The organism is Luteibacter sp. SVR4-7G, assembly GCF_056755555.1.
In genome coordinates this window covers 1-24967 of sequence record NZ_JBPGXO010000032.1, presented here as the reverse complement: position 1 = coordinate 24967, position 24967 = coordinate 1, and the positions used below count along the sequence as shown (strand labels likewise).

Annotated in this window: 21 protein-coding genes; 11 read left to right on the top strand and 10 right to left on the bottom strand. The window is 66.9% G+C overall.

The features are described from left to right. Window positions 1-57 precede the first annotated feature (57 nt). Window positions 58-828, top strand: a complete 771-nt coding sequence (locus ACR9ZH_RS12935; RefSeq protein ID WP_481291161.1) for a transporter — start codon at window positions 58-60, stop codon at window positions 826-828. 613 nt (window positions 829-1441) lie between these two features. Here the strand turns inward: ACR9ZH_RS12935 and ACR9ZH_RS12930 are convergent. Further along, window positions 1442-2248 (bottom strand): virulence factor family protein, encoded by an 807-nt coding sequence (locus ACR9ZH_RS12930; RefSeq protein ID WP_481291160.1) that lies wholly within the window; start codon window positions 2246-2248, stop codon window positions 1442-1444. Beyond that, window positions 2245-4749 (bottom strand): bifunctional lysylphosphatidylglycerol flippase/synthetase MprF, encoded by a 2505-nt coding sequence (gene mprF, locus ACR9ZH_RS12925; RefSeq protein ID WP_481291178.1) that lies wholly within the window; start codon window positions 4747-4749, stop codon window positions 2245-2247. The genes ACR9ZH_RS12930 and mprF overlap by 4 nt, the downstream gene beginning before the upstream one ends. 297 nt (window positions 4750-5046) lie before the next feature. Between mprF and ACR9ZH_RS12920 the strand changes: the two genes are divergently transcribed. Continuing rightward, the gene (locus ACR9ZH_RS12920) at window positions 5047-7011 is read left to right on the top strand and encodes an LTA synthase family protein (RefSeq protein ID WP_481291159.1); all 1965 of its coding nucleotides are present in this window, start codon (window positions 5047-5049) and stop codon (window positions 7009-7011) included. A 125-nt stretch (window positions 7012-7136) separates the two neighbouring features. Here the strand turns inward: ACR9ZH_RS12920 and ACR9ZH_RS12915 are convergent, their stop codons facing one another. Continuing rightward, a complete protein-coding gene (locus ACR9ZH_RS12915; RefSeq protein ID WP_481291158.1) occupies window positions 7137-8573 on the bottom strand; it encodes a nicotinate phosphoribosyltransferase in 1437 nt (478 codons plus the stop codon). Between the two features lie 34 nt (window positions 8574-8607). Further along, entirely contained in the window at window positions 8608-9309 is a 702-nt protein-coding gene (locus ACR9ZH_RS12910) for a pirin family protein (protein ID WP_481291157.1), read from the bottom strand. 148 nt (window positions 9310-9457) lie between these two features. Here ACR9ZH_RS12910 and ACR9ZH_RS12905 point away from each other — a divergent pair, with 148 nt between their 5' ends. Both ACR9ZH_RS12905 and ACR9ZH_RS12900 read left to right on the top strand, forming a co-directional pair. After that, complete coding sequence (locus ACR9ZH_RS12905; RefSeq protein WP_481291156.1) at window positions 9458-10453, top strand: LLM class flavin-dependent oxidoreductase; 996 nt, start codon at window positions 9458-9460, stop codon at window positions 10451-10453. 4 nt (window positions 10454-10457) lie between these two features. Beyond that, window positions 10458-10877: a putative toxin-antitoxin system toxin component, PIN family gene (locus ACR9ZH_RS12900; RefSeq protein WP_481291155.1), complete on the top strand. Its 420-nt coding sequence runs from the start codon at window positions 10458-10460 to the stop codon at window positions 10875-10877. A 135-nt stretch (window positions 10878-11012) separates the two neighbouring features. On the opposite strand, the gene ACR9ZH_RS12895 is transcribed toward ACR9ZH_RS12900, so the two are convergent. Next, on the bottom strand, window positions 11013-11660 hold the full coding sequence (locus ACR9ZH_RS12895; RefSeq protein ID WP_481291154.1) for a DUF6348 family protein: 648 nt from the start codon (window positions 11658-11660) through the stop codon (window positions 11013-11015). A gap of 27 nt (window positions 11661-11687) precedes the next feature. Then, a complete protein-coding gene (locus ACR9ZH_RS12890) occupies window positions 11688-12518 on the bottom strand; it encodes a DUF72 domain-containing protein (RefSeq protein WP_481291153.1) in 831 nt (276 codons plus the stop codon). 98 nt (window positions 12519-12616) lie between these two features. On the opposite strand from ACR9ZH_RS12890, the gene ACR9ZH_RS12885 reads away from it, so the two are divergent. Further along, window positions 12617-13237: a response regulator gene (locus ACR9ZH_RS12885; RefSeq protein ID WP_481291152.1), complete on the top strand. Its 621-nt coding sequence runs from the start codon at window positions 12617-12619 to the stop codon at window positions 13235-13237. 3 nt (window positions 13238-13240) lie between these two features. On the opposite strand, the gene ACR9ZH_RS12880 is transcribed toward ACR9ZH_RS12885, so the two are convergent. Together ACR9ZH_RS12880 and ACR9ZH_RS12875 are read right to left on the bottom strand one after the other, a co-directional pair. Then, the gene (locus ACR9ZH_RS12880) at window positions 13241-13738 is read right to left on the bottom strand and encodes a hypothetical protein (protein WP_481291177.1); all 498 of its coding nucleotides are present in this window, start codon (window positions 13736-13738) and stop codon (window positions 13241-13243) included. A 71-nt stretch (window positions 13739-13809) separates the two neighbouring features. Further along, window positions 13810-14784, bottom strand: a complete 975-nt coding sequence (locus ACR9ZH_RS12875) for a GlxA family transcriptional regulator (protein ID WP_481291151.1) — start codon at window positions 14782-14784, stop codon at window positions 13810-13812. 98 nt (window positions 14785-14882) lie between these two features. On the opposite strand from ACR9ZH_RS12875, the gene ACR9ZH_RS12870 reads away from it, so the two are divergent. The 4 genes from ACR9ZH_RS12870 (at window position 14883) to bla (ending at window position 19766) form a co-directional block, all read left to right on the top strand. Further along, a complete protein-coding gene (locus ACR9ZH_RS12870; protein ID WP_481291150.1) occupies window positions 14883-15530 on the top strand; it encodes an HD domain-containing protein in 648 nt (215 codons plus the stop codon). A gap of 73 nt (window positions 15531-15603) precedes the next feature. Continuing rightward, a complete protein-coding gene (locus ACR9ZH_RS12865) occupies window positions 15604-17817 on the top strand; it encodes a TonB-dependent receptor family protein (protein WP_481291149.1) in 2214 nt (737 codons plus the stop codon). A 1-nt stretch (window position 17818) separates the two neighbouring features. Further along, window positions 17819-18922, top strand: a complete 1104-nt coding sequence (locus ACR9ZH_RS12860; protein WP_481291148.1) for a PepSY-associated TM helix domain-containing protein — start codon at window positions 17819-17821, stop codon at window positions 18920-18922. A 49-nt stretch (window positions 18923-18971) separates the two neighbouring features. Continuing rightward, window positions 18972-19766, top strand: a complete 795-nt coding sequence (gene bla / locus ACR9ZH_RS12855; RefSeq protein WP_481291147.1) for a subclass B3 metallo-beta-lactamase — start codon at window positions 18972-18974, stop codon at window positions 19764-19766. A 106-nt stretch (window positions 19767-19872) separates the two neighbouring features. Here the strand turns inward: bla and ACR9ZH_RS12850 are convergent, their stop codons facing one another. Beyond that, window positions 19873-20763 carry an acyltransferase gene (locus tag ACR9ZH_RS12850; RefSeq protein ID WP_481291146.1) on the bottom strand — a complete coding sequence of 297 codons (891 nt, stop codon included), beginning with the start codon at window positions 20761-20763 and terminating at the stop codon, window positions 19873-19875. A 17-nt stretch (window positions 20764-20780) separates the two neighbouring features. After that, entirely contained in the window at window positions 20781-23351 is a 2571-nt protein-coding gene (gene ligD, locus ACR9ZH_RS12845; RefSeq protein WP_481291145.1) for a DNA ligase D, read from the bottom strand. A 136-nt stretch (window positions 23352-23487) separates the two neighbouring features. Here ligD and ACR9ZH_RS12840 point away from each other — a divergent pair, with 136 nt between their 5' ends. Next, the gene (locus ACR9ZH_RS12840) at window positions 23488-24453 is read left to right on the top strand and encodes a fimbrial protein (RefSeq protein WP_481291144.1); all 966 of its coding nucleotides are present in this window, start codon (window positions 23488-23490) and stop codon (window positions 24451-24453) included. Between the two features lie 98 nt (window positions 24454-24551). Continuing rightward, on the top strand, window positions 24552-24967 hold a 416-nt coding region (locus ACR9ZH_RS12835; protein ID WP_481291143.1), incomplete at its 3' end, for a multicopper oxidase domain-containing protein.

The following is a 24967-nucleotide window of genomic DNA, read 5'->3' as shown; positions in this document are numbered from 1 at the left end:
ACCACACGGAAGCGGCCCGTGCACGGTATCGCGACATGCAGCGGGCACAATGCGCGCATGAATCCTCGCATCGCACTCGCCACCGCCCTCTTGCTCTCCTCCGCACCGGTCTTCGCGGATCCTCCGGATTTCGATCGTCCCGGTGCCGGTTTCGCCACCACCGTGCTTCCCGCGGGCACGTTCGCGCTGGAACAGGGCTTGCCCACCTACGAGAGGCAGCGTGAGGACGGCTACCTCGATCGCACGTATACCGCCGATAGCCTGATCCGCGTTGGCGTCGGTGGGCCGCTCGAACTCCAGGTCGCGGGTTCGGCCTGGAACCGGCTGGAAGAACGCGGGATGGGCTCGCGGCGCCACGCCGTTGGCCACGGCGACACGAGTGTCGGCATGAAGTGGGCATCGCCCGGATCAGGCGATGCGGGCAGCTTCAGCTGGGCGGCCCTCGGCAAGGTGACCTTCGCCAACGGCGACGAGGATTTCGGCAACGGCGCGCGCGAGGTGAGCCTTGGCAGCACGATGCAATGGAAGCCCGACGACATCCACCAGGACACGCTGTACGCGAACCTGGACCGCCTCAAGGGCAGGAACACCTGGACCCTGGCCCCCACCTTCGGACGCAAGTTCGGGAAGAACCTGCTTGGCTACCTCGAGGCCGACGCGATCCACGACGCGGAAGACGGCAACGAATTGCAAGTTGGCGGAGGCCTTGCCTACGACATCGGGGACCACGTCCAGCTCGACGCATACGCGCTGCATCGCATCGGCAGGCACGGCCCGTCCGTGCTGGCAGGACTGGGGGTCTCGATGTTCTTCGGCAACAAGGGTTAGCAAAAAAACATGGCCCTCGCGCTCACGCGGAGGGCCATGGCGACCGTCCCTGGGTCCAGTGGCCTGGGCCACCCGACGCGGCCCGGCAGAGCCGGCGCGGCGCCACCGCCGATGAAGGGGGGATCGATCCTCGAACTTAGGGACGGACGGCATCCTGCCGTCGGATCGGTCATCGGCGATTTCTTCGCCTCGCCCGAGGTGACCGGGGAGGCTTAGACCTCATCTTGCGTAGGTCGGCCGCCGACGGATATAGGAGAATTCTTAAATTTGCCGAGGATTTACCTTATTTCGCGGAAAGAAGGCCCGCGATCAGGCTGGCGTGCGGTTATCGTGCGGCTCACGGCGGCGCTCAGGTTGCGCGCGCTCCGGATGGACCTGCCGGCGTGGCGGCTTGGTCGGCTGGGGAACGATCACTCCCCGGCTGGCAAGGCTGCGCAGGTACGCACAGTCGAAGGAGCCGTAATCCCGTTTACCCGGTTGTCGTTGCATCGCCGTTCTCCTGCCGCACTTTCCCGCCCGGACCTTAAGCGTGGGCGCGGGAAGAGAAATTTTGAGTGGCACCCCGGTGAAGATCTCGTGACAGCTCTTCACATTCGTGGAGACGCTAACAGCGTTAAGGGCGCGTGGAGGCGCCGGGTGGCTTACCCGGCATGCGGCGGATGAGTTCCGTCGCCAGTTCCTCGTAGTTCTCGTCGAAGTGATGCGAGCCGGGTTTCCGGAAAACCTCAACAAAACGGGGCAGCTTCGGATCGGTGCACCCGCTATCGTCCGCATCCTCCGCGCCGTAGTAGCAGGCCACCGGGGGCTTGCCACCCAGGGCGGCGATAGGCGGCATGGCATCCGTGTGCACCACGGGATTCAGCCACTGCAGGAAGTTGTGCGTGTGCGTGGTCCACCAGCCCTGCTGCATGTACCCCTCGAGTTCGATCTCGAAGTTCACGTCGCGGCTCGCCGAAAGCAGCACGAGCTGGCTGAGGCGGTCCCGGTTGGCAGGCTTCAGTTTTCCGACGATGGTCGGAAGCACGTCCGCGCCGAACGAATAGCCGATCAGCAGCACGCGGCTCTTGTTCCACTGCCGCGTGTAGCGGTCCAGCAGGCCGTCCAGGTCGTGCGCCGATTCCTCGGGCGAACGGTAGCGCCAGAAATACTTGAACGTGCTGACCCCCGCGACGGGAATGCCACGCTCCGTGAACACGGCACCGAGGCGCTGGTCCAGGTCCCACCAGCCGCCATCGCCGGAATAGATGACGACCAGCAGGTCTTCCTCGCCTGGCGGCGCGGATTTCAGGGCGGGCAGCTCGACGGTGGATTTTTCCATCGACGCATGGGTCCACGGGTGCCACGCGAGCACGCCAAGGACCAGCACGGCGAGGCCGGACCACAGCACGTAGCGGAGCGCTTTCTTCGCGGCCGGCTTCATCGACGCACGACTCCGCCGATGCCGCCCGAGATCAGGCTGGCGACGTTGGCCAGCGCGAGCGGGAGGGCGATGCCGCCGGGCACCGCGATGTAGCGCGGCTCCCACTCGGGATCGAACTTGTCCTTGTAGCGGTGCAGCCCGCGGAAGTTGTAGAAGCGCTCGCCACGGCCGAACACGATGGCGCCGAAGCGGCTCCACAGCGGCGCGGCGCGGCGGTTCTGCAAGCCGGAAAGCGGCGCCATGCCGAGGTTGAACCAGCGATAGCCTTCGGCCTTCGCCCAGACCATCAGTTCGATGAACAGGAAATCCATGATGCCGGAAGGGCCCTCGGGAAGATGGCGCATGAGGTCGACGGAGGCTTCTTCCTTGTTCGCCGTGACGAAGATGTTGGCGAACGCCACCGGCTCGTCGCCCTGCCAGACGACCGCCATCGGCGTGCGGGAAAGATAGCGCTCGTCGAAGAGGCCGAGCGAGAAGCGTTTCTCGCGCACTTTCTTGTCGCGCATCCACGCATCGGAAATGGCCTTCAACCGCGGGAGCAATGCGGGTACGTCCTCCGCCGGCACGATCTCCATGCGCAGGCCTTCGCGGGAAAGCTTGTTGACGGTGCCGCGCAGGGTCTTCTTCGACTTGCCGTCGAGGTTGAAGTCGGCCAGGCGCACGCGCGCTTCCTCGCCGACCTTGAGCAGAGTCATGCCCACTTCGAGGTAAAGGTCCAGGTCGCGCGGCCTCACCTGGTAGAACAGCGGCCAGCCGCCGGCGCGCTCGCAACCCTCGCGGAACGCCCATACGAGCTCGCGCCGGGCTTCTTCGTCCGTGCCTACGGGATCGCCCATGGCGACCCAGCTGCGGCCTTCCACGTCGTACATGATGAAGGCGCGGTCGCCGGGCGCGAACATCAGCATCTTGTCGCCGACCAGGGCGAGGTGCGCCTGCGCCGAATCGAAGCTCTTCACCAGGGGCAGGGCCCGCGCCAGTTCGGCTTCCCCCGGCAGCGCGCGGCGCGGCCGCGCCGGACGGATGAGGTTCGCCAGGGCGAACAGCATCACCACCGCGGTGGCGCCGACCAGGGCGCGCAGGGCGCGAGGGGCGCCACCGTGGCGGAAGCTGAACTCCCACCAGAGGTTGCTGCTGTACTCGACGTGCTTGAAGCTGAAGAACACCAGCCAGGTGGCACATGCCAGCACGGAGGCGATGGCCAGCACCCAGCCGGGCGAGAACGTGGCGCGGAACAACGAGGCGCGACGGTAGAAGTGCTTGTGCGCCGGTGCCAGCGCGAGCGCGAGCAGGGACAGCAGGCCCGCCTCCTCGTAATCGATGCCCTTGAGCAGCGAGAAGATCGCACCGAGGACCAGGAGCACCAGCGTCAGTACGTAGGCCGCATCCAGCCTTCGCTGCAGCCCGCGGGCGAGGATCAGCAGGAGCATGCCCACCACGCTGGACAGGAAGTGCGACACCTCCACCAGCGGCAGCGGCACGAAGCCGCGCAGGATCTCCATGCGGCCCGGAATCGCGAGCGTGGCGCCGGAGAACAGCAGGACGGCGCCGCAGACCAGGGTCAGGCCGGCGAAGAACGGCGGCAGCAGGCTGCTGAACCACGGGGTGACCAGCGCGGCATGGCGCAGCGCGCGCACTTCCCTCCAGATCACCAGCAGCGTAGCCACGCCCAGCGGCAACAGGTAATAGATCAGACGGTAGGCGGCGAGGGAGCCGAGGATGGGCGCTTCCAGGCCATGGTTGCCGGTGGCGCCGAAGCCCGCGAGCATCACCGCCTCGAAGACGCCCAGCCCGCCGGGGACATGGCTGATCAGCCCGGCCATCTGGGCCACCACGAAGATCGCCAGGAAATGTCCGAACCCGCCCGCGATGGCCTCCGGCATCAGCAGGTAGAGCACGCCCGCGGCAAGGCCCCAGTCGAGCGCGCCGATCACGATCTGGCGTGCCGCGACGGCGGGCGTCGGCGCGTGGATCGACCAGCGCCAGATCCGCAGGGGCCGGCGTACCGCCAGCGCGATGACGAACCAGGCCAGCGGAACCAGGACGAGTACCGCGGCGAGCGGAAGGCGCAGGCCCGAGAGCGGGACCTCCGCGGGAATCGGCACCAGCAGCAGGGTGACGCCGGTGAGGGCGGCCAGTCCCAGCCAGAAGCTCAGCGTGGTGTAGAGGACCACGCGCGCCACTTCGCCCGTGGTGAGCCCGGCCTGGACATAGAAGCGGTAGCGGATCGAGCCGGAGATCAGCAGCGACATCCCCAACGCATTGGAGAACGCGTAGCTGATGAAGGAAATGAAGCCCACGCGGGGCGCCGGCAGGCGCTTCCCGACGGTGGCCAGGCCAAACCAGTCGTAGAGGGTCATCACCCCGAAGCCGGCCGCGGTGAGCAGCACGGCAAGGGCCAAGTCGGCGTTCGGCAGCGAGTGGACGTAGCCCGCGATCTGCCGGTAGGTAACCTCGCTGGCCATGGCGTGCAGGGCCCACAGCGCCAGGCAGAGCAGGAGCACAGACAGCAAGGGGCCGCCCGCGCGCCGCAGGAGGGTCGCGTAGAGGGCTCGCCGGGTGCTTGAAGGGTCGGTCGACGGGAGCTCCGTCCGGGTCTCGTGCTCCACGTCAGCCGTGGCTCCGCATTGCTGTGTCGTAAGGTCGTGTAGGTTGCCACATGACGCGCGCTGACGGCATAGCGCATTTTTCTGCGGGACGAAAGCTTACGCTAAGCATCGGGAAAGCCCGATGTAAGCAGGGCTACTTACCCTGCGAGTATGCCGCGCTCCTTTCCGGAGCCGGTCCGCTCGCGAGGTTTCATGCAATCCGTTTCCCCGGCCCCCGGCGCCCTGCGTCAGCGCTTCAGGCCCCTCCTCTGGTTCGGCGTCCTCTTCGTGGGCGTCGCCTTCCTGGTCCGGCTGATTCTCCTGGTCAAGACGCGCCACGAGGTGCCGTTCGACCTGGGACAGTGGGCGTACCTGTTCGCCGTCGGCTTCGGCTACGACCTGATCACCTTCATCTATTTCGCCTGGCCCCTGCTGCTGGTGCTCTGGCTGCTGCCCCGCCGCGCCTATCTGTCGCGTTGGGGGCACGGGGCCTTCTTCGCCCTGTGCAGCGTGCTGGCCTTCGCCGTGCTTTACCTCGGCGCGGCGGAACTCGTGTTCTGGGGCGAATTCAGCGCGCGCTTCAACTTCATCGCGGTGGACTACCTGGTCTACACGCACGAGGTGGTCGGCAACATCCGCGAGTCCTACCCGATCGCCACCTGGACGGCCTTGCTGCTCGTGGCCACCTTCGTGGTGATGCGCTTCAGCCGCCGGTCGCTGGCGGCCCGTGACGACGGCTCCCGCTTCCTGGCCCGCAGCGGCGTGGTCGGGGTATGGCTCGTGCTGACCGTGGCGGTCAGCTTCGCCGTCAGCGGGTCCATGAAGGACCGCTCCAGCAACAACTACGTCAACGAGCTCGCCGGCAACGGCATCTACCAGTTCTTCGCCGCCTTCCGCGAGAACGAGCTCGATTACGCGAAGTACTACCCCACCCTGCCCGACGACCAGGCCTTCGCCAACCTGCGCAGCCTGCTGAAGACACCCGACGCCACCTTCACCAGCAGCGACCCGCAGGACATCACGCGCACGATCACGGCGGACAGGCCGGAGCGCAAGCTCAACGTGGTGCTGATCAGCGTCGAGAGCCTGTCCGGCGATTACGTGGAAGGGCTCGATGTCAGCAAGCACAAGCACCTGATGCCGAACCTCGACGCGCTCGCCGCGAAGAGCCTCTTCTTCACCCAGCTGTATGCCAACGGCACGCGCACCGTGCGCGGCCTCGAGGCGCTGGCGTTGTCCGTGCCACCGACCCCCGGCGAGTCGATCGTGAAGCGGCCGGACAACGAGAACCTCTGGTCGCTGGCCGACGTGTTCAACGCGAAGGGCTACGCGTCCGAGTTCGTGTACGGTGGCTACGGCTACTTCGACAACATGAACCACTTCTTCGCCAGCAACGGCTATACGGCGGTGGATCGCAACGCCATCGCCGACAAGGACATCCATGCCGAGAACGTGTGGGGTGTCGCCGACGAGGACCTCTACACGCTGGTGATGAAGCGCATGGATGCCGCTTATGCGCAAGGCAAGCCGTACTTCGGCCATGTGATGACCACCTCGAACCACCGGCCGTTCACCTTTCCGGCGGGCCGGGTGAAGCTGCCCCAGGGTTCGCGCCGCGCCGCCGTGCAGTACACCGACTGGGCGATCGCGGATTTCCTGAAGCGCGCTTCCACCAAACCGTGGTTCGACGACACGATCTTCGTGATCACCGCCGACCATTGCGCCACCAGCGCGGGCAAGACCAGCCTGCCGGTGGACCGTTACCACATCCCCCTGTTCATCTACTCGCCGAAGCACGTGCAGCCCGGCCGCGTGGACCGGCTGATGAGCCAGATCGACATCCCGCCGACCGTGCTGGGCATGCTCGGCTTCAGTTACACCTCGCGGTTCTACGGCTACGACCTGTTCCGCCTGGAGCCGGGCCGCGAACGCGCCTTCCTCAGCACGTACCAGGAACTCGGCTACCTGCACGGTGACCGTCTCACCTCCCTGGTTCCGCGGATGCCGGTGAAACAGATGCTGCCGGAGCGTTCGACGGGCGACGCCACGCCGGTGGATCACCCCGATCCGGTGGATGCGAAGGACGCGATCACCTACTACCAGACGGCCGCGTACCTCTTCACCAAGGGCCTGATGAAGCGCTCAACCCCCGCCGCTCCCGCGAAGGCAGGACCGTAGCGACTCACACCCCCGTCGTTCCTGCGCAGGCAGGAACCCAGCGACTTGACGCCCGACGAAGCAGTCACTGGATCCCTGCCTGCACCGCGACGACGTTCCGGCCCTTGCAGGAATGAGGTATTCCTTCAGCGTCCGGCAGCAGCACGCTCGCGCACGTCCGCGAACGACCAGTCCCGCTTCAGCTCGCCGTCCTCCCACACGGTAACCATGGCTTCCTCCCAGCCGGGCTCGATCGCTTCGGCGGGAAGGGAGATGGCATCGTCCGGCAGCGGCACGGTGCGATAGCTGCCGTACTCACGATGGCGCAACAAGGTCATGCGCCCGCGCTTGGACATCTTGCCCTGGTCCGTGACCGGATCCTTCCACACATCCCGCCACTGCCCGTCGACGCGCGCGGCAGAGCACTTCAATGCGAACTTCTGCGTGTCGCGCGTGAGCTTCTGCAGCAGCGCGCCGCCCATGCCGAAGGCGAGGTTGTCCGCCGAATAGCCTGCACACGTGATGCGCTCGAGGATCGCGCGGATACTTTCCGGATTGACGCCGTCGCCTTGGATGACCCGGACATGGTTCAGCACGCGATAGCCCCTGGCATTGATCGTACTGCCGAAGGCTTCGTCGAGCAGGCTCACGCAGCGGTGCACGACCTCGACCGGATCGCCCGAGTCGGGCCGCACGACGACGGTGGCGCCCGAAGCGATCACTTCCTCGCGCAGCGTCTTCCCCCAGTGCTCCGAGATGGCGTGGAAGATGTCGTAACTGTCCGACACCACGGCGACCAGCGAACCGGGCCGCGCGAAGCGCTTCAGCATGTTGCGATAGGCATCGACCTCGTGCTCGCGGCCCCAGCTGGTGATCGTGCTGTGTTCGGCCGCGGGAATGGAAAAGCCCGCCATGGGCTCGCCGTAGTAGGCGCGCGCCGCGAGCACGCCGGAAACCGTGTCGGTGCCCATGAAATTGACCAGGTGCGCCATGCCGCCCAGCCCGGCGGATTCCGCGCTGGACACGCCGCGTGCGCCGAAGTCGTGCAATTTGAAGGCAATCTGGCCAGCGGGGTCGTCAGAGCTGCGCTCGAGGTACTGGAGGATCGTGCGCCGTACCTGCCAGCTGATCGTGGACACCGTCACCGGATACCAGAGGCGAAGCAGGAGGGTCTCGAGATAGGACGGCAGCCAGTACGCCTTCGGATCGGTGGACTCGATGGTGAGCAAGGCCTGGTGGGTGGGCACCACGCTGCCTTCGGGAACGGCCCGCACGCGTACCGGCAGGCGGCCGGCGTGCGCATCGACGATGTGGCGCCAGCCTTCCTCGTTGAAGGGTTCGCCGTGCCCGGCGAAGAAATCGCGCGCCTCGTCCACGTGGGCGTGGGTGACGGGATGTCCGAGGCGCGACTTCAGGATGGCCTGGAGGCCGAAGAACACCGTGCTTTCGTAGCTGCCGCCGCGCGACTCCACGTAGAAGAACGTGGCGTCCGTGCGCGGCGGGTATTGCAGCCAGTGACTGGCTTTGTAGCTGTCGGTGTCGAGGATCGGGTTATCGAGATGAGGTGTGCCGTGGGTCGTCATGACCCACAGCATACCCCCGCGTACCGCTGGACCATCAGGCGGCCGTGTCGACGAGTACCAGTTCCGCGTCGGCGCTCGCAGTGACGCGCAGTACGGTCTCATCGCGGATCGCGGCGCCGTCGCCCTTGTTCAGGGTAACGCCGTTCACTTCCACGGAACCCGCGGCGGGCACCATGTACGCGTAGCGTCCCGGGGCGAGCGTGTACTCCACCGTCTCGCCGGCCTTCACGCTCGCACCGAGCACGCGGGCATCGGTACGGATCGGCAGGGCATCCTCGTCGCCGGCGATGCCGCTGGCGAGGGTCACGAAGCGACCCGAGCGTTCACCCTTCGGGAACGGACGGGTGCCCCAGGCAGGAGCCTTCCGTTCGCCGTCGGGAATGATCCAGATCTGGAAGATCCGGGTCGCCTCCGGCTCCGCGTTGTACTCCGCGTGGCGGATGCCCGTCCCCGCGCTCATCACCTGCACGTCGCCCGCTTCGGTGCGGCCCTTGTTGCCAAGGCTGTCCTCATGGGTGATCGCGCCTTCGCGAACGTAGGTGATGATTTCCATGTCGGAATGCGGGTGCGGCGGGAAGCCGGTACCGGCGGCGATGGTGTCGTCGTTCCACACCCGCAGCGCGCCCCAACCCATGCGCTTGGGGTCGTGGTACGAGGCGAACGAGAAGTGGTGCTTGGCATCGAGCCAACCGTGGTTGGCACCGCCCAGGCTGTCGAAACGTCGGACGTCGATCATGTGGTGCTCCCCCGGGATTACCGGACTGGGTGAGTTGATGGGTGTATTTTCCTCCTCTTGTCCGGCCGTGGAGCATCGTTCGCCGGAACGGATTGTTTCCCCCAGGCACCGGTCCCATGTGGGACGGATTCCCCAAAGGTATTCCGCGATGATCCCTTTCTCGGTGCTCGACCTGTCCCCCGTCGTCCGCGGCGCCACGCCCGGCGACGCCTTGCGCAACTCGCGCGACCTCGCGATCCACGCCGAGGCGCTGGGCTTCCACCGCTACTGGCTGGCCGAGCACCACAACATGACCGGCATCGCCAGCGCGGCCACGTCCATCGTGATCGGTTACATCGCCGAGGCGACGAAGACGATCCGCGTCGGCTCCGGCGGCATCATGCTGCCCAACCATGCGCCGCTGGTGATCGCGGAACAGTTCGGCACGCTCGCTTCGTTGTATCCCGGCCGCATCGACCTCGGCCTGGGCCGCGCGCCGGGAACCGACCAGGGCACCGCCCGCGCCTTGCGCCGCGCGCTCGGGCCCAGCGACGACCGTTTCCCCGACGACGTGCAGGAACTGCAGTTCTTCCTGGGGCCCCAGCAGCCCGGGCAGACCGTCCGCGCCGTGCCGGGCATGGATACGAACGTGCCGATCTGGCTGCTCGGCTCGAGCCTGTTCAGCGCGCGCCTCGCCGCGGAACTAGGCCTGCCTTTCGCCTTCGCGTCGCATTTCGCGCCCGACCTGATGATGAAGGCGCTCGAGGTCTACCGCACGATGTTCCGGCCTTCCGATGTGCTGGCAAAGCCGTACGCGATGCTCGGCATCAACGTCGTCGCCGCGGAGTCGGACGAAGAAGCTCGCCGCCTGTTCACTTCGCAGCAGCAGGCGTTCTGGAACCTGCGCCGCGGCGCGCCGGGCCAACTGCCGCCGCCGGTGAATTCGATGGACGGCGTGTGGACGCCGATGGAGAAGGCGCAGGTGGACCATGCGCTGTCGTGCGCAGTCGTCGGTTCGCCGGACACGGTACGCAGCGGACTTGCCGCCTTCATCGAGCGTACCGGTGCGGACGAACTCATCATCACCGCGCAGATCTTCGACCACGAGGCGCGCAAGCGCTCGTACAGCATCGTGGCCGAACAGCACGCGAAGCTGGCCGCCTGATCCAGTGCGGGTCGTCCTCGACACCAACGTGTGCCTGGACGCGTTCGTCTTCGGCGACCCGCGCGCCGAGGCACTCGTCGCGGCGCTGGAATCAGGCGCCGTGCAGGCGGTGACGCGGGAGGACTGTCGCGACGAGTGGCTGGCGGTGCTGGGCTATCCGCTGCTGAAGCTGGACGATGCGCGCCGCGCGGTGGCGACAGCGCGGTTCGACGCACTGGTCGCCGTGCTGCCGACGGCGGAGCCGGCGGTAAGACCGCCGCGCTGCCGCGACCGCGACGATCAGAAGTTCCTGGACCTCGCCGCGGCCTCCGGAGCATCTGTGCTGTTCTCGCGCGACGCCGAAGTGCTGCGGCTCGGCCGCCGTACGCTGCGCGATGGCCTCTTCGCGATCATGACGCCCGAAGACTGGCCCGACACCCTGTAGGAGCGCGCCTGCGCGCGACATGTTTTGAGGCTGTGCCTGCGAGCTGGCGCGTGAGCTTAGGGACCGGCGCGAAAAGATGTCGCGCGCGAGGCGCGCTCCTACAGTGGGCAACCGGGGTGGTGCGGCCCGCGGTATTCAGTCCGAGGGAACCAGCGCAATGAAATTGCGCAGGCTGTAGTAGCGCTCGTGCTGGGGCCAGTCCACCGAGGCGATGGCCTTGTGTCCTGCCGCCCAGGGCTCGTTGTCGAGTAATACTTCGACCTGGGTCTTGCCATTGCCCACGTTGCCGTAGAACACACGGATCCAGTGCACGTCGGCGGTGAGCGGGGCGGTGGCGATGGCTGCCTCGAGTGCCGACAGGCCGTCCTCGGGAATTTCCATCGGCGCATCCTTTTCGCCGCGCAGCGTGAAGTGGCCGATATAAGCGGTGAAGCGCTGTCCGCCCGCGGTGATATCACGTTCCGCAAGCTTGCGGCCGTTCACGACGTGCCAGCACGCCGCCAGCACCACGTGGAAATCGTTACGCGCGAAACTGTCGAGCGCGTCGCGGCATCCTTCCTTGCCTGCGCCGATGCCGCCGAAGCTTTCCTCGATGGTGCGCTCTTCGTCGAGCACGATATCGATGTCGAGGCGGCCCATGCCGCCGTCCTTGCCTTCGTGCCAGATGCCGCGAATGGCAGGGAAATCCTCGCCTTCGGTGAGCAGCCAGTCCTCGTCGGGTTCGAGGGCGACGCTGTTGTCGGCGAAGAGATCGATCAGGTAATTCTGGATGAGGCGGTCCATGGATCGTCCGGTCGGGAAGAAGGGTAATTATGCGTTGCCGACGAGCTTGGCAAGCGCGACCGCGGCGGCCGGGTTTCGTTCCTTCGCCGCGGAGATGAAGTAGATGAACACGTCTTTCGGCGGCCCCGCGCGCTGGACCGCACCGGTGTGCGGCAGCTCGGCGGGGTCGCCGCCTTCCGCCCACGTTTTCGCGCGCGCAGCCCATTTCTTCAGCTCCGCCGCCGGGTAGCCATGGATTTCCGGGGACACGCTGCGCATCAGCCGCGCGTAGACGAAGGGTCCGGTGAGATCGGCCAGCGAGGGATACTTCGGCGAATCGGTGAATACGGTCGCGACGCCGCGCTCGCTGGCGAGCTCCAGCCAGCGCTCGTCCATGAAGCTCTCGTGGCGCACTTCCACCGCGTGGCGCAGCGCCACGCCGCCGTGCTTTTCGGGCAGGAGATCGAGAAAGGCGGCCACATCGTCCGGATCGAACTTGCGCGTGGGCATGAACTGCCAAAGCAGCGGGCCCAGCCGCGCGCCGAGGGCAGCTGCCCCGTCGAGGAAGCTGCGCACGCGCGGGCCGGTGCCGGCAAGCGAGCGCGCCTGCACGATGAGACGGGGCGCCTTCACCGAAAAGATGAAGCCTTCCGGCGTCTGCGCCGCCCACTTTTCATACGTGGACGCATCCGGCGCGCGGTAGTAGGTACCGTTGATCTCGATCGCGCCGACCTTCTGGCTCGCATACTCGAGTTCGCGCTTCTGCACCAGGCCTTCCGGATAGAAGACGCCGCGCCAGGGCGGGAAAACCCACCCGCCCATGCCGGTGCGGATCTCCCCTGTCGCCCGGTCGTTGCTTCGAACGTGTTTCGTCGCCATGGTCGCGATGCTCGCAAGAGTGGAGTGGAGGGTGTGTACAAGCGGCCCGTGGAATCTTTGCGCGATACTCGCCGTTCCGAGTTTCCCGTCCAGCGACCATGCCGTCCATCCGTATCCTGACCGTCGACGACCACCCCCTGCTGCGAGAAGGCATCGCCGCGGTCATCGAAGGGCACGACGGGCTCCAATTGGTTGCAGAAGCAAGCACCGGCGAGGAGGCGATCGAGCGTTACCGCGAGCACCTGCCCGACCTTACCCTGATGGACCTGCAAATGCCGGGCATGGGTGGCATTGCGGCGATCGAAGCCATCCGCTCGGAGTTTCCCGACGCGCGGATCCTGGTGCTCACCACCTATCGCGGCGACGTGCAGGCCTTGCGCGCGTTCCGTGCCGGCGCGCAGGGCTACCTGCTGAAGAGCGAGCTGCGCAGGGACATGCTGGCGACGATCCAGCAGATCATGCAGGGCAAGAAACGCATACCGGAAGAGATCGCGCAGCAGATAGCCGTCCATGCCGACGACGACGAACTCACGCCGCGCGAAACCCAGGTGCTGACTCATGTGGCCCGCGGCGAGGCCAATCGCGACGTCGCCAACGCGCTCGGTATCGCCGAGGAAACGGTGAAGGCGCATATGAAGAGCATCCTGTCGAAGCTCCAGGCCAAGGACCGCACCCACGCCGTGGCCATCGCTCTCCGCCGGGGCATCATCGAGCTTTGAAGATCAGCTGAGGGCCGTCGGCTGCTCGAACGGAAGCGCAATGGCCCCCGTGGCCAGGATGGCCGCATCTGCACGCAGCCCCGTCTCGCCCTCGCCGTCAACGACGACCAGGATGCGGCCGGCCTCGATTTCTCCCTCGAATTTCTGCCGGACAGGGTCCGGCGCCGCGGAGCCGGTCAGGGCCCCGACCCACCCTCCCATCACCGCCGCGGCAGCCGTGACGCCCAGGGCTCCGGCGACGGTGATGCCCAGGGGCGGGATCATGACGGCGACCAGGCCGGCGAGCAGGCCGGTGGCGCCGCCTTGGGCGACCCCGCGCACGGCGGCCGGCATGAAGTCGGTGTGCTCGTCCTTGCGGCTTTCCGGGATGGCTTCCAGTTCGATCTCGTGTTTGGCGATCAACGAGAGGTCTTCGTCGGCCACACCCGCCTTGCGGGCGGCCGCCAGCGCCTGGCGGGCCTGGGGCAGATCGGGCGTGCTGTAGACGCGGCGGGTTTTCATCGCGGCTCCTTCGGCGGGTTCCATCCGCATGGTTTCCCTGGGCCGGTCGACCGGGTGTGAACGGGCGGAACTCAGGCGCGGGCGTGTGCGTGTCGCTTGCGGTATTCGGCCGGGGTGACGCCCACCCGGCGCATGAATGCACGACGCAGGCCGTTCGCGTCTGCGTAGCCGAGCCGCGAGGCCACCCGCTTCGGCGTCTCGTGCCCGTCCTCGAGCAGGCGGCGAGCCGCTTCCACCCGCATGGCCTCCACGAAGTCCGCCGGTGTCATGCCGACGTCGTGGCGGAAGATGCGGGCAAAGTGGCGGGCGCTCATGCCTACCCGCTCGGCCATCGACGCCACCGAATGGTCCTCGCCCGGGTGCGCCGCCACGTAACGCTGCAATTCCTGGAGGGCAACGCGCCCGGCGGGCGCGGCTTCGCCCTGGCGGCTGAACTGCATCTGCCCGCCGGGACGACGGAAGAACACCACCAGCTCGGCGGCCACGGCCATGGCGACGTCCCGCCCCAGGTCCTCCTCGACGAGGGCAATGGCGAGGTCCATGCCGGCGGTCACGCCGGCCGCGGTGCACACCGGGCCGTCGCGGACGACGAAAGCATCCGCTTCGACGGTCAGGGAGGGATGCAGCCCGGCCAGCCGTTGCGCGACCTTCCAATGGGTGGTGACGCGGCGCCCGTCGAGCAGGCCGGTGCGGGCGAACAGCAGGGCGCCGCTGCAGATCGAGCCATAGCGCCGCGCACGGCCCGCGTGACGCTGCATCCAGGCCACGACGCTCAGGTCGACCGCCGCGGTCGCAATATCGGGTGACCCCGCCACCAGCAAGGTATCCAGGCGCTCGAGGTCGTCATGGATGCTGGTGTCGGGCAGGAAGCGCATGCCCGACGAAGCGCTGACGGACAGCGGCGCGGCACCCACCGTCACGACCTGGTAGACCTCCCGGCCCGTCTGCCGGTTGGCCTCGGCGAAGACGTCGGCAGGCCCGGACACGTCCAGCATCTGGACCCCGGGCGGCGCGAGGATGGCGATGATGAGGGGCGGTGTCCGCATGGCGCGCAATATGGCAGAAATTGCTATTTCGCGTCAAATCAAGACGGAGCCCAGCGGGTCTTTAATACCCCTACCCCTCCTCCATCAGGTCCACCGCCATGCACACCATCGAAAACGTCGCGGGCATCGTCGTGCCGGACAGCGCCCTCGCGCGCGAAATCACCGAACTGGTCCGCGATACCGAAACCGATCTGCTTTACCACCACTCCCGCCGCGTCTATTTCTTCGCCGCGCTGACCGGCGAGGCGAAGGCGCTCAAGTACGATCCCGAGCTGCTCTACGCTGCCGCCATGTTCCACGACATGGGACTCACGCCCGTTTATTCGAGCAAGGACAAGCGCTTCGAGGTGGACGGCGCGAACACCGCACGCGAGTTCCTGCGCACCAAGGGCGTGTCTGAACTGGACATCGAGACGGTGTGGACCGCGATCGCCTTGCATACCACGCCGGGCGTTCCGCCCTATATGAAGCCGGAAATCGCCCTGCTGACCGCGGGCGTCGAGATGGACGTCCTTGGCTTGGGCTTCGAGAACGTGGACACCGCGGACCGCGAGAAGGTGGCCGAAATCCATCCGCGCGGGCCGGCCTTCAAGCAGGACATCGTGAACGCCTTCTACAACGGCATCCGCAACAAGCCCGAAACCACCTTCGGCAACGTCAAGGCCGACGTCATGGCGTATAAGGAGCCGGGCTTCCAGCGGACCGACTTCGTCCAGTGCATCCTGCACAACCACTGGCCGAGCTGAGCAAAGATGTATTTGATCTGATAATCATTCGCACTTACGATGGCGGTCTTTGCGCGAACGAAGGCCGCCATCCATGCGTTTCCGTCCCACCGTCCTCGCCCTGGCCGTTGCCGGCGCCGTTTCCGTGCGCCCCGCCATGAGCCAGGAGGCCCCGCCGCCCGCTGCCGCGGAGCTGGAAGGGGTGAAAGTGGTCGGCGACTGGCTGGGCGACGCCGCGCTCGGTAACGTGGCCGACCATCCCGGCGCCCGCACCGTCGTGCGCCGCGAGGAACTGCGCGAGGCCGGGGCGGTGAACCTGCGCGACGCGCTGCGCCGGATCCCGGGCGTGCAAGTACAGGAAAGCAACGGCACGGGCGGCAGCGACGTCTCGCTGAACGTCGGCGTGCGCGGCCTCACCTCGCGCCTCTCGCCGCGCTCCACCATCCTCCTCGATGGCGTGCCGATCGCCGTCGCGCCGTACGGCCAGCCGCAGGTATCCATGGCACCGGTCGGGCTGGGCAACGTCGAAGCGGTGGACGTGGTTCGCGGTGGCGGTTCCGTACGCTACGGGCCGCAGAACGTCGGCGGCATCATCAATTTCGTGACCCGCGAGATCCCGCAGGCCTTCGGCGGCAGCGCCGGGGTACAGTTCCAGGGTTCCGGAAACGGCGGCATCCGCACGAACACGAACGCCTTCGTCGGCGGGACCGCGAGCAACGGCCTGGGCGTCGCGCTGCTCTACAACGGCCTGCACGGACCGGGCTTCCGCGAGCGCGAGGACAACGAGAGCATCGACGACGTGATGCTCAAGGCGAAGTACGCCTTCACGGCCGAGGACACCCTGACCGGCAGCATTCACCATTACGACGGGCAGGCCGGCATGCCCGGCGGCCTCAACCAGGCCGACTACGACGCCGACCCGTTCCAGTCGCGCCGTCCCTTCGACGACTTCCACGGTCGGCGAACCGATTACGTGCTGAAGTACAGCCACGTGGACGATCGCCGCAGCTTCGAGGTGCAGTCGTATTACTCCGACAGTTTCCGCGGCAGCCACATCGAGACGATCACGGAGAACCCGAACGGCAGCTATGCCCACCAGCTCATCGCATACCCGCGCAACTACCACGTGTTCGCGATCGAGCCGCGTTATTCGCAGCTCTTCGACTGGGGCCAGGTAACGCATGAGATCGGCGTGGGTTATCGCTACACGAAGGAAGCGATGCACGAGCGTACGCTGCGCAACAACAAGTACGTCTCGGATCTCCCGTACACGCCGTACGACAGCTTTCCATATGGCGGGCCCTACGTGCTCTCCGGCGACAACACGGGCAGCAACGAGGCGCACGCGTTCTATATCGACGACACCATCAATGCCGGCAACTGGACCATCACGCCCGGTATCCGCTACGAGCGGATCGACAGCGAATGGCAGGCGCATCCTGGCGCCACGGTGGTGGTGAAGGGTCCGACGGAGCGGCAGAAGGATTATTCGAAGCCGCTGCCCTCGCTCAATGTGGTCTACCGCGTGACGGATGCGCTCCGGGTCTACGCCAACGCGGAAACCTCGTTCGGCTCGCTGCAGTACTTCCAGATCGGCCAGAAGGATTCGAACAACCAGTTCGCCGCCGGCCTGGAGCCCGAGACCGCGCGCACCTACGAGATCGGCACGCGCTACGACACGAAGGCCTGGGGCGGCGAGGTCACGCTGTTCCGGATCAACTTCGACCACGAACTGCAGCTCGTGGGCAAGCTGCCGAACGTGCCGGATTCATACGAGGGCTGGACCAGCCTCGGCGCCACGACGCACAAGGGCATCGAATCCGCCGCGCACGTCGACCTCGGCGAATTCAGCGACGCGCTGCGCGGCCTCACCCTCTGGGGCACGGCGACGTATACCCACGCCTTCTACAAGCACGGCTCGTTCGAAGGCCGCGACCTGCCGTTCTATTCGCGGCGCACGGCCAACCTCGGCCTGCGCTACGGCATCGCGCAATGGACCTTCAACCTCGACGCCTTCGCGCAGTCGCGGCAGCACTCGCCAGGCTCGCCGAGCTTCGATCCGGCGCATCCCACGGAGTACGTCACCGAACCGTCGCCCGAGGGCGATCTCGGCAATATCCCGGGCTGGACCACGTGGAACGCGCGTGCCGAGTACGCCTTCGGCCCCTCGGTGTCGAACCTGCGCCTCGGCGTGGGCGTGAAGAACCTGGCCGACAAGCGCTACTTCACCCGTTCGACCGACAACAACGACGGCATCTATGTCGGCATGCCGCGCACGTATTTCGTCCAGGCCTCGGTGGACTTCTGAGATGACGCCGCAGCCACGCCGTGTTCGCCATGCGCTGAAGACGTTGCATCTGTGGCTGGGCCTCAGCCTGGGCCTGTTGCTGGCGCTCGTGACGCTGGCCGGCAGCGTGCTGCTGTGGGAGCAGCCGCTGTTGCAGGCGGGGCATCCCGAACTCGTCGCCCGGCCCTTGCCGGACCTCGCCACGCAGGGGCGGTCGCTGCAGCGGATCCTCGCTTCACCCGGGGGCGGGAAGGCAAGAGGCTTCTCGTTCCCCGACGCCGAACTGCCCGTGTGGGAGGCGTCGGAACGCGGGGGCGACCGCAGCTACTTCGATGCCAGTACCGGCGAACTCCTGTTGCACCGGAGCAAGTCACGCGACGGGCTGCTGACGCTGCTCGACTGGCATACGCACCTGTTGTCGGGACCGGTCGGCGAAACCGTGCTGGGCGTGGTCGCGTGTGCGGGACTGTTCATGCTGCTCTCGGGCGTGTGGCTGTATTGGCCCGGACGCCGCCGCGCGCTGAAGCACCTGAAGCCGCATGCGAATCCACCCGTGCTGCGCTGGGCGAGCCTGCACCGCTTCGTGGGCGTGCTGGCCCTGCCCCTGCTGATCGTGATGATCGGTACCGGCACCACCATGGCGTATCGCGGCGCGGTGCGCAGCGGCCTCGCCTCCGCCTTCGGGGAACCGCCGCCGGCGCGCGCCCCGAAGACGGCGCCCTCGCAGGCGGCGATCGACTGGCCCGCGGTACTCGCCGCCGCACAGGCTGCCGCGCCGGAGGCCGAACTCACGCGCCTTACCCTGCCCTCGAAGGACAACGGGACGCTCGTGCTGCGCATCCGCCGTCCTGGCGAATGGAACCTCGCCGGGCGCAGCTCGTTATGGATGGACCCTGCCACGGCGACCGTCCTCGGCGGCGACGATGCGACGAAGCTCGGTCCCGGCGGGCGGCTCGCGAATGCGCTGTTCCCGATCCACTCGGCGGCGGTAGGCGGGATGGCCTGGCGTATCGTGGCCTGCATCACGGGCACGCTGCCGATGTTCCTGCTGGTGACGGGGTTCCTGTTCTGGCGAGCCCGCAAGCGGCGAGCCTTGCCCCCGATCCGCCATAAGCAGGGCTCCTGACCGCCCCGGATCCACCGTTATCCTCGGCGGCCGTTCAAGGAGAAACCCCATGCGCCGCACCCTGCTTGCCCTCTTTGCCTGCACCGCCCTCCCCGCCTTCGCCATCGATACCGCATCCTGGACGCAGCCCACGCAGCCGCATGCCATCTTCGGCAACACGTATTACGTCGGCAGCAAGGGCGTTTCCTCGATCCTGATCACTTCGCCGCAGGGCCACATACTGATCGACGCTCCGCTCGAGGAGAACGTGCCGCTGATCGAGGCGAACATCCGCAAGCTCGGCTTCCGGCTCGAGGACGTTAAGATCATTCTCAATTCGCATGCGCATTTCGACCATGCGGGTGGCATCGCGGGGCTTGCGAAAGACACGGGCGCCACGGTGCGTGCGACGGCTGCCGGCGCCAGAGAGCTGCGCCTCGGCGGAGACGATGCCAGCGATCCGCAGCACGGTGACGTGCATCTCTTTCCGAAGGTGAACGCCGTGGGTGACGTCGCCGACGGTACGGTGGTGCGCGTCGGCCCGTTGGCCCTGACTGCGCACATCACGCCCGGGCATACGGCCGGCGGCACGGCATGGACGTGGGAGTCCTGCGAGGGCAAGACGTGCAAGTCCATCGCTTACGTCGACAGCCTCACCGCCTATTCCGCCGGCAGCTATCGCTATAGCGACCACCCTGATTTCGTCGCCGAATTCCGCAAGACCTTCGACCGCGTGGCGGCGCTTCCCTGCGACATCCTCATCGCGCCGCACCCGGACCAGGCCGAGGGCAAGACCTGCAAGACCTACGCGGAAGCCGGCCGCCAACGCCTCGCTCAAAAGCTCTCCGAAGAAGCCGGCCGATAAAGGCACGGCGCCCTCGTAGGAGCGCGCCTGCGCGCGACATCTTCTCGCGAAGCGCAACAGGCCCTGCTGCCCACGGCCCCAAAGGCGTCGCGCGCAAGGCGCGCTCCTACAGGGACGACATCGTTGCGATGCGTGCGTCCTTCTCCGCCCAGAGCGCGTTCACCCAGCCCTGGAAGCGCTCGCGGAACGCCGGATCGTTCTCGTAATCGCCGCGCAGCGACGGCAGGATCGGGAGCCGCCGTACGTGGATGCGGATGTCGCGGATGCGCCCCGCCAGCATGTCCATCGTCGTCACCGGCCCGTCCGGGTACACGATGGTCACGTCGAGCATGTCGCCGATCGCTTCGCCCATGGCATCGATGACGAAAGCCATGCCGCCCGCCTTGGGCTTCAGCAGATGCGTGTACGGCGACTTCTGCGCGTCGTGCTTGGCCTGGGTGAATCGCGTGCCTTCGGTGAAATTCATGACCGACACGGGCAGGTGGCGGAATTTCTCGCAGGCACGCCGCGTCGCTTCGCGGTCCTTCCCGCGCAGTTCGGGCTTCGCCTCCAGTTCCTGCCGCGAGTGCCGCTTCATGAAGGGAAAGTCTAGCGCCCACCATGCGGGCCCGAGCAAGGGGACCCAGATGAGTTCGCTCTTCAGGAAGAAGCGCATGAAGGGGATGCGCCGGTTGAACACTTTCTGCAGGGCGGGAATGTCGACCCAGCTCTGGTGGTTGCATACGACGAGGTAGTTTCGATGCAGGTCGAGCCCGTCGATCCCTTCCACATGCCAGCGCGTGCGCGTGAATACCCCGAACAGCCATCCGTTGATGCTCAGCCAGCTTTCGGCGATCCGCACGAGCGCCGCGCCGATGACGCGCTGCGCATGTGCGATCGGTAGCAGCAGACGCAGCAGGGTCAGCGCCAGCAGGGGCAGCACGTGGAACACGGTGCTGACCAGGAGGAGGACACAGACGAGCGGAACGCGCAGGAAGACAGGCAGGGATGCAAGCATGCGTGCAGTCTACAAGGCTATCGGCCTTGCAGCTTCTCGTTTACCGATGCCAGGTCCTGCTTCACCGAGTCGATGCCTTCCCAGGGGTCTTTTTTCAGACGGGCCAGACGCTTGGGCACGCTGCGAAGGTCGAATGCGTTGCCGGATTTGATCTTCCCGAGTTCCTCCCAGCGCAGGGGCACCGCCACCGGGGCGCCCGGCCGCGAGCGGAGCGAGTAGGAGGCGACGGCCGTGGCGCCGCGGCCGTTGCGCAGGTAGTCCACGTAGATTTTCCCGCGGCGGAAGCGCTTGGTGGCGGTGGATACGAATTCCAGCGGATGCATGGCCGCCATGGCTTCGGCGAAGCCGCGCGCGAAGGATTTCACCGTGTCCCAGTCGGCCCCGGGATTCAGCGGGACGACCACGTGGAGGCCCTTGCCGCCGGTGGTGCGCAGGAAGGACACGAGTCCCAGTTCGTCCAGCAGGCCGCGCACCATGCGTGCGGCGGCGACCACGCGTGGCCATTCCACGTCTTCGCCGGGATCGAGGTCGAAGACGACGCGGTCGGCGATATCGGGCGCGTCCACGTGTGAGCCCCAGGGATGGAATTCCACCGCGCCGAACTGCACCAGCTCGATCAGGCCAGCCTCGTCGCGCGGATACAGGTAAACCGCCTGCGCACCGGTTTCTTCCTTGAGCTTCGCGGTGCCGACGTGTTCGAGGCCGGCCATGACGTGCTTCTGGAAAAAACACTGTGCGCCGATGCCGCCGGGGCAGCGGATGGTCGACGTGGGCCGGTCGGCGATCGCAGGCAGCATCCAGGGCATGACGGCACGGTAGTAGTCCACCACCTCCTGCTTGGTGATGCCGTCGTCCGGAAAGACCACGCGATCGGGGTGGGTGATGACGACGGCCTCGGCGCTGGCCGGCCCGGACTTGGCCTTCGCGGACTTGGCCTTCCCGGTTTTGGCCGCTGCCTTCTTCGTGGACGCAGGCGCGCGCCGGTCGGAGTCGCGCAGGTCGTCCGGGGACTTGTCGACGCGGAGGGTTTTCAGGCTCGGCTGCCGCAGGAGGTCCTTGTTCCCGATGCCACGGTAATAAACCTCGGCAACCACCGTCGGCGGTACCCAGAGCGCGCCACGCAGCATGGGGTCCACCGCCTCGATGCGTACCGTCGGCTTCTTGCTGCCGCCCTTGGTCAGGCTCTTGCCGAGTTCGCGCAGCATCTCGTCGGTGAATCCCGTGCCCACGCGGCCCACATAGGTCCAGCCGCCATCCCGGTCAGGCTTCGCCAGGAGCAGGGAGCCGAAGGACAGGCGCGAGCCCTTGGCCGGCGTATAGCCGACCACGGCGAACTCGTCGCTCTCGAGCCGCTTGATTTTCTGCCAGTCGTCGCCGCGGCCGCTGTGATAGGCGCCGTCGGCCCGCTTCGAAATGATGCCCTCCAGCTTCTGCTCCATCGCCATGGCGAAGACGTCGTCGCCGTGGCCGACGTTGTGCGAGCTGTAGGAAAGATGCGGGGGCGCATGGGCGAGGAGGCGCTCTAGCAGAGCCTTGCGCTCGACCAGCGCGGTGCGCGACAGGTCGTAACCCTGCAGGTACGGGATGTCGAAGAGCATGTAGACCAGCGGCGCCTGCGCCTCGCCCGAGAGCGTGCGCTGCAGGGCGTTGAAGTCGCTGCGGCCCTGGGCGTCGAGGGCGATGAGTTCGCCGTCGAGCCGTGCGCTGTCGAGCCCCAGCGCCTCTACGGCCTGGGCAATCTCCGGCGCCCGCCCGTTCCAGGGCAGCGCGTTGCGCGACCACAGGAGCACCTCGCCGCCGGCGATACCGGTGAGGATCCGGTAACCGTCCCATTTCACTTCGTGCACCCAGTCGTCGCCCTGCGGCGGCGTTTCGCGCAGCCTAGCCAGCTGGGGAGCGAAAAAGGCATTGTCCGGCTTCATCTTGCGGGCACCCTTCAGGGCCGCCGCCGCCTTCGTGAGGGTGGCGACCGGCACGCGCCGTGTCTTCGGAGGCGCCTTCTTCCGCGAGGTGGACTTCTTGGCCGCGGCCCGCAGGCTCGGCGTCGTCGCGGCCCGGCGGGTGCTCTCGCGCATCTTGGCGTCGAGCAGGTCGTCCGCCTCCACGTCCCCGGCATAGGCGTCCTCTGCCTTGATGAGGAACCAGGCCGGCTGGCGCTCCTTCTTCGCCCCGCGCACGAGGTGCCAGCGGCCTTTCAGGCGCTTGCCGAACAATTCGAATTCGAGGTGGCCCTTGCGGATCTGCGCTTCGGGGTCGCCGCGCGTCGCCCAGACACCGCGGTCGAACAGGTCCACGTGGCCCTTGCCATAACCTTCCTCGATCTCTCCCTCGAAGCTGGCGTAGGACACGGGGTGGTCCTCGACCTCCACGGCGAGCCGCTTCACCTTCGGGTCGTAGCTGGGCCCTTTCGGGACCGCCCAGCTGCGCAGCACGTCGCCCACCTGCAAGCGGAAGTCGAAGTGGCGCCGGGACGCATGGTGCAACTGGACCACGAAGATCGCGCGACCGCCGCCCGCAGCGGAGTCGTCCGGCGCCGGCTCGCGTGTCTTGGCGAAGTTTCGCTTGCGGCGGTAGTCCTGCAGGCTCATAGGCCGATGGTTGGCGAGGAAGGGTGAACGCGCCGTGCAATGTCGGGCGATGCTGTCATCGCACTTTCAGACTGGTCGTATGGTTTGATGGGGGAGGGCGCGTGACTCTTGCCTAACCGTCAGCAGGATGCACGACATGTTCTCACGCCCATCGACACAGTCCGCCGCCTTCGTTCTCCTGCTTCTTGCGCCTTCTCTCTCCTTCGCATTCGGCCCGTGCAAGCTGCCGTCCGTGCAAGGCGCGCCGCAGAGGGTGTCCTTCGGCATCGTCAGGGTCTCGCCGGAGGCGGCGCCGGGCACGGTCATCGCCAGCCGGACCACGCCCGGCTGGTCGTCCACCAGCTACCACTTCTGCAAGAAGTACACGCGCACCTTCTATCTCCATCAGTTCGCCGGCGCGCCGCTTGGCGGAGGCATCTATGGCACGAACATCGCGGGCATCGGGCTGCGTATCCGGTTCAACTACAAAGGGGGCTCGTACCTCCTGCCGTTTTCCGACAGCTACAGCAGCCCCATCTGGCCGATCCAGATGCTCGACATCGGTATGTCGAACGCCCATTTCTCCGTCGAGCTGATCAAGACGGGGCCCATCGCCAACGGCGGTGCCGTCACGCCGGGAAGGCTTGCCAGCGCGGGATACGATGGCCGGCCGATGGTGTGGCTCGATCTCGCCGACGCCCGCGTCGAGCCGCAGCGTCCCACCTGTGCCTTCCTTACAAAGAGTGTCGTGTTCACCATCGGCAAGGTCGACGGCGGCATCCTCGCTGCCGAGGGCCACAGCCACTGGGCCACGCAGCAGCTGGTTTCCACCGGCTGCAGCCACGCCACCCAGATGCTCCTGACCTTCGCCGGTTCCGCCGACGAAGCCGACCCGACGCTGTTCAGGCTCAACGGCAGCGATGCCGCGAAGGGGGTCGCGGTCGAGGTGCGTAGCGATCAACCGGACAAGCAGGCCATACCGAACAGCCGTGTGCCGCTGGTCCTTCCCGCGTCGCGCGCAGGGCGCAGTTACGGATTCCGCGCGCGTTATCGCAGCACCGGGAAGCCGCTCGCCCCGGGTTCCGCGAATACGAGCATCACCGTCAACGTCGCCTACCGCTGACCACCCTGGGCACCGCATGAAGCCTCGTCCAGAGTTGTCGTGCGCAAGCGTGGCTGGTTAACCTGACGGTTCCGGAACCGCAGCTTTCCCCTTCCCGCATGAGCGACATCGACGATCGTCCCGTGCACCTGCCTCGCCGACGCTTCGTGCAAGGGCTGGTGATCGCCGGTATCGGCACGGGCCTGGGCCTGGGACGTGCCGCCGCCGCAACGGCCTCGATGCCGCGCGTGCAGGATCTCGGCACGGCGGCCGTGGAACTGCGCGTGTCCGAGGCGGCGGTGGATTTCACTGGCAGGGCACGCAAGGCGGTGGCGGTGAACGGTGGCGTTCCCGGGCCGACGCTGCGCTGGAAGGAAGGCGAGTCCGTCAGCGTGCATGTGCGGAACATGCTCGACACGGCCACCTCCGTCCACTGGCACGGGCTGATCGTACCGACTGACCAGGACGGCGTGCCGGGCCTCAGCTTCGACGGCATTCCCGCGCGAAGCGAGTTCACCTACCGCTTTCACCTGAA

Coding starts and splice junctions, on each gene's coding strand:
- ACR9ZH_RS12875 (WP_481291151.1), bottom strand. CDS start 14,784: ATGCGGACACCGCCCCTCATCATCGCCATCCTCGCGCCGCCCGGGGTC.
- ACR9ZH_RS12885 (WP_481291152.1), top strand. CDS start 12,617: ATGCCGTCCATCCGTATCCTGACCGTCGACGACCACCCCCTGCTGCGA.
- ACR9ZH_RS12910 (WP_481291157.1), bottom strand. CDS start 9,309: ATGATCGACGTCCGACGTTTCGACAGCCTGGGCGGTGCCAACCACGGT.
- ACR9ZH_RS12895 (WP_481291154.1), bottom strand. CDS start 11,660: ATGGACCGCCTCATCCAGAATTACCTGATCGATCTCTTCGCCGACAAC.
- ligD (WP_481291145.1), bottom strand. CDS start 23,351: ATGAGCCTGCAGGACTACCGCCGCAAGCGAAACTTCGCCAAGACACGC.
- bla (WP_481291147.1), top strand. CDS start 18,972: ATGCGCCGCACCCTGCTTGCCCTCTTTGCCTGCACCGCCCTCCCCGCC.
- ACR9ZH_RS12930 (WP_481291160.1), bottom strand. CDS start 2,248: ATGAAGCCGGCCGCGAAGAAAGCGCTCCGCTACGTGCTGTGGTCCGGC.
- ACR9ZH_RS12935 (WP_481291161.1), top strand. CDS start 58: ATGAATCCTCGCATCGCACTCGCCACCGCCCTCTTGCTCTCCTCCGCA.
- ACR9ZH_RS12865 (WP_481291149.1), top strand. CDS start 15,604: ATGCGTTTCCGTCCCACCGTCCTCGCCCTGGCCGTTGCCGGCGCCGTT.
- ACR9ZH_RS12870 (WP_481291150.1), top strand. CDS start 14,883: ATGCACACCATCGAAAACGTCGCGGGCATCGTCGTGCCGGACAGCGCC.
- ACR9ZH_RS12890 (WP_481291153.1), bottom strand. CDS start 12,518: ATGGCGACGAAACACGTTCGAAGCAACGACCGGGCGACAGGGGAGATC.
- ACR9ZH_RS12880 (WP_481291177.1), bottom strand. CDS start 13,738: ATGAAAACCCGCCGCGTCTACAGCACGCCCGATCTGCCCCAGGCCCGC.
- ACR9ZH_RS12840 (WP_481291144.1), top strand. CDS start 23,488: ATGTTCTCACGCCCATCGACACAGTCCGCCGCCTTCGTTCTCCTGCTT.
- ACR9ZH_RS12860 (WP_481291148.1), top strand. CDS start 17,819: ATGACGCCGCAGCCACGCCGTGTTCGCCATGCGCTGAAGACGTTGCAT.
- ACR9ZH_RS12915 (WP_481291158.1), bottom strand. CDS start 8,573: ATGACGACCCACGGCACACCTCATCTCGATAACCCGATCCTCGACACC.
- ACR9ZH_RS12850 (WP_481291146.1), bottom strand. CDS start 20,763: ATGCTTGCATCCCTGCCTGTCTTCCTGCGCGTTCCGCTCGTCTGTGTC.
- ACR9ZH_RS12905 (WP_481291156.1), top strand. CDS start 9,458: ATGATCCCTTTCTCGGTGCTCGACCTGTCCCCCGTCGTCCGCGGCGCC.
- ACR9ZH_RS12920 (WP_481291159.1), top strand. CDS start 5,047: ATGCAATCCGTTTCCCCGGCCCCCGGCGCCCTGCGTCAGCGCTTCAGG.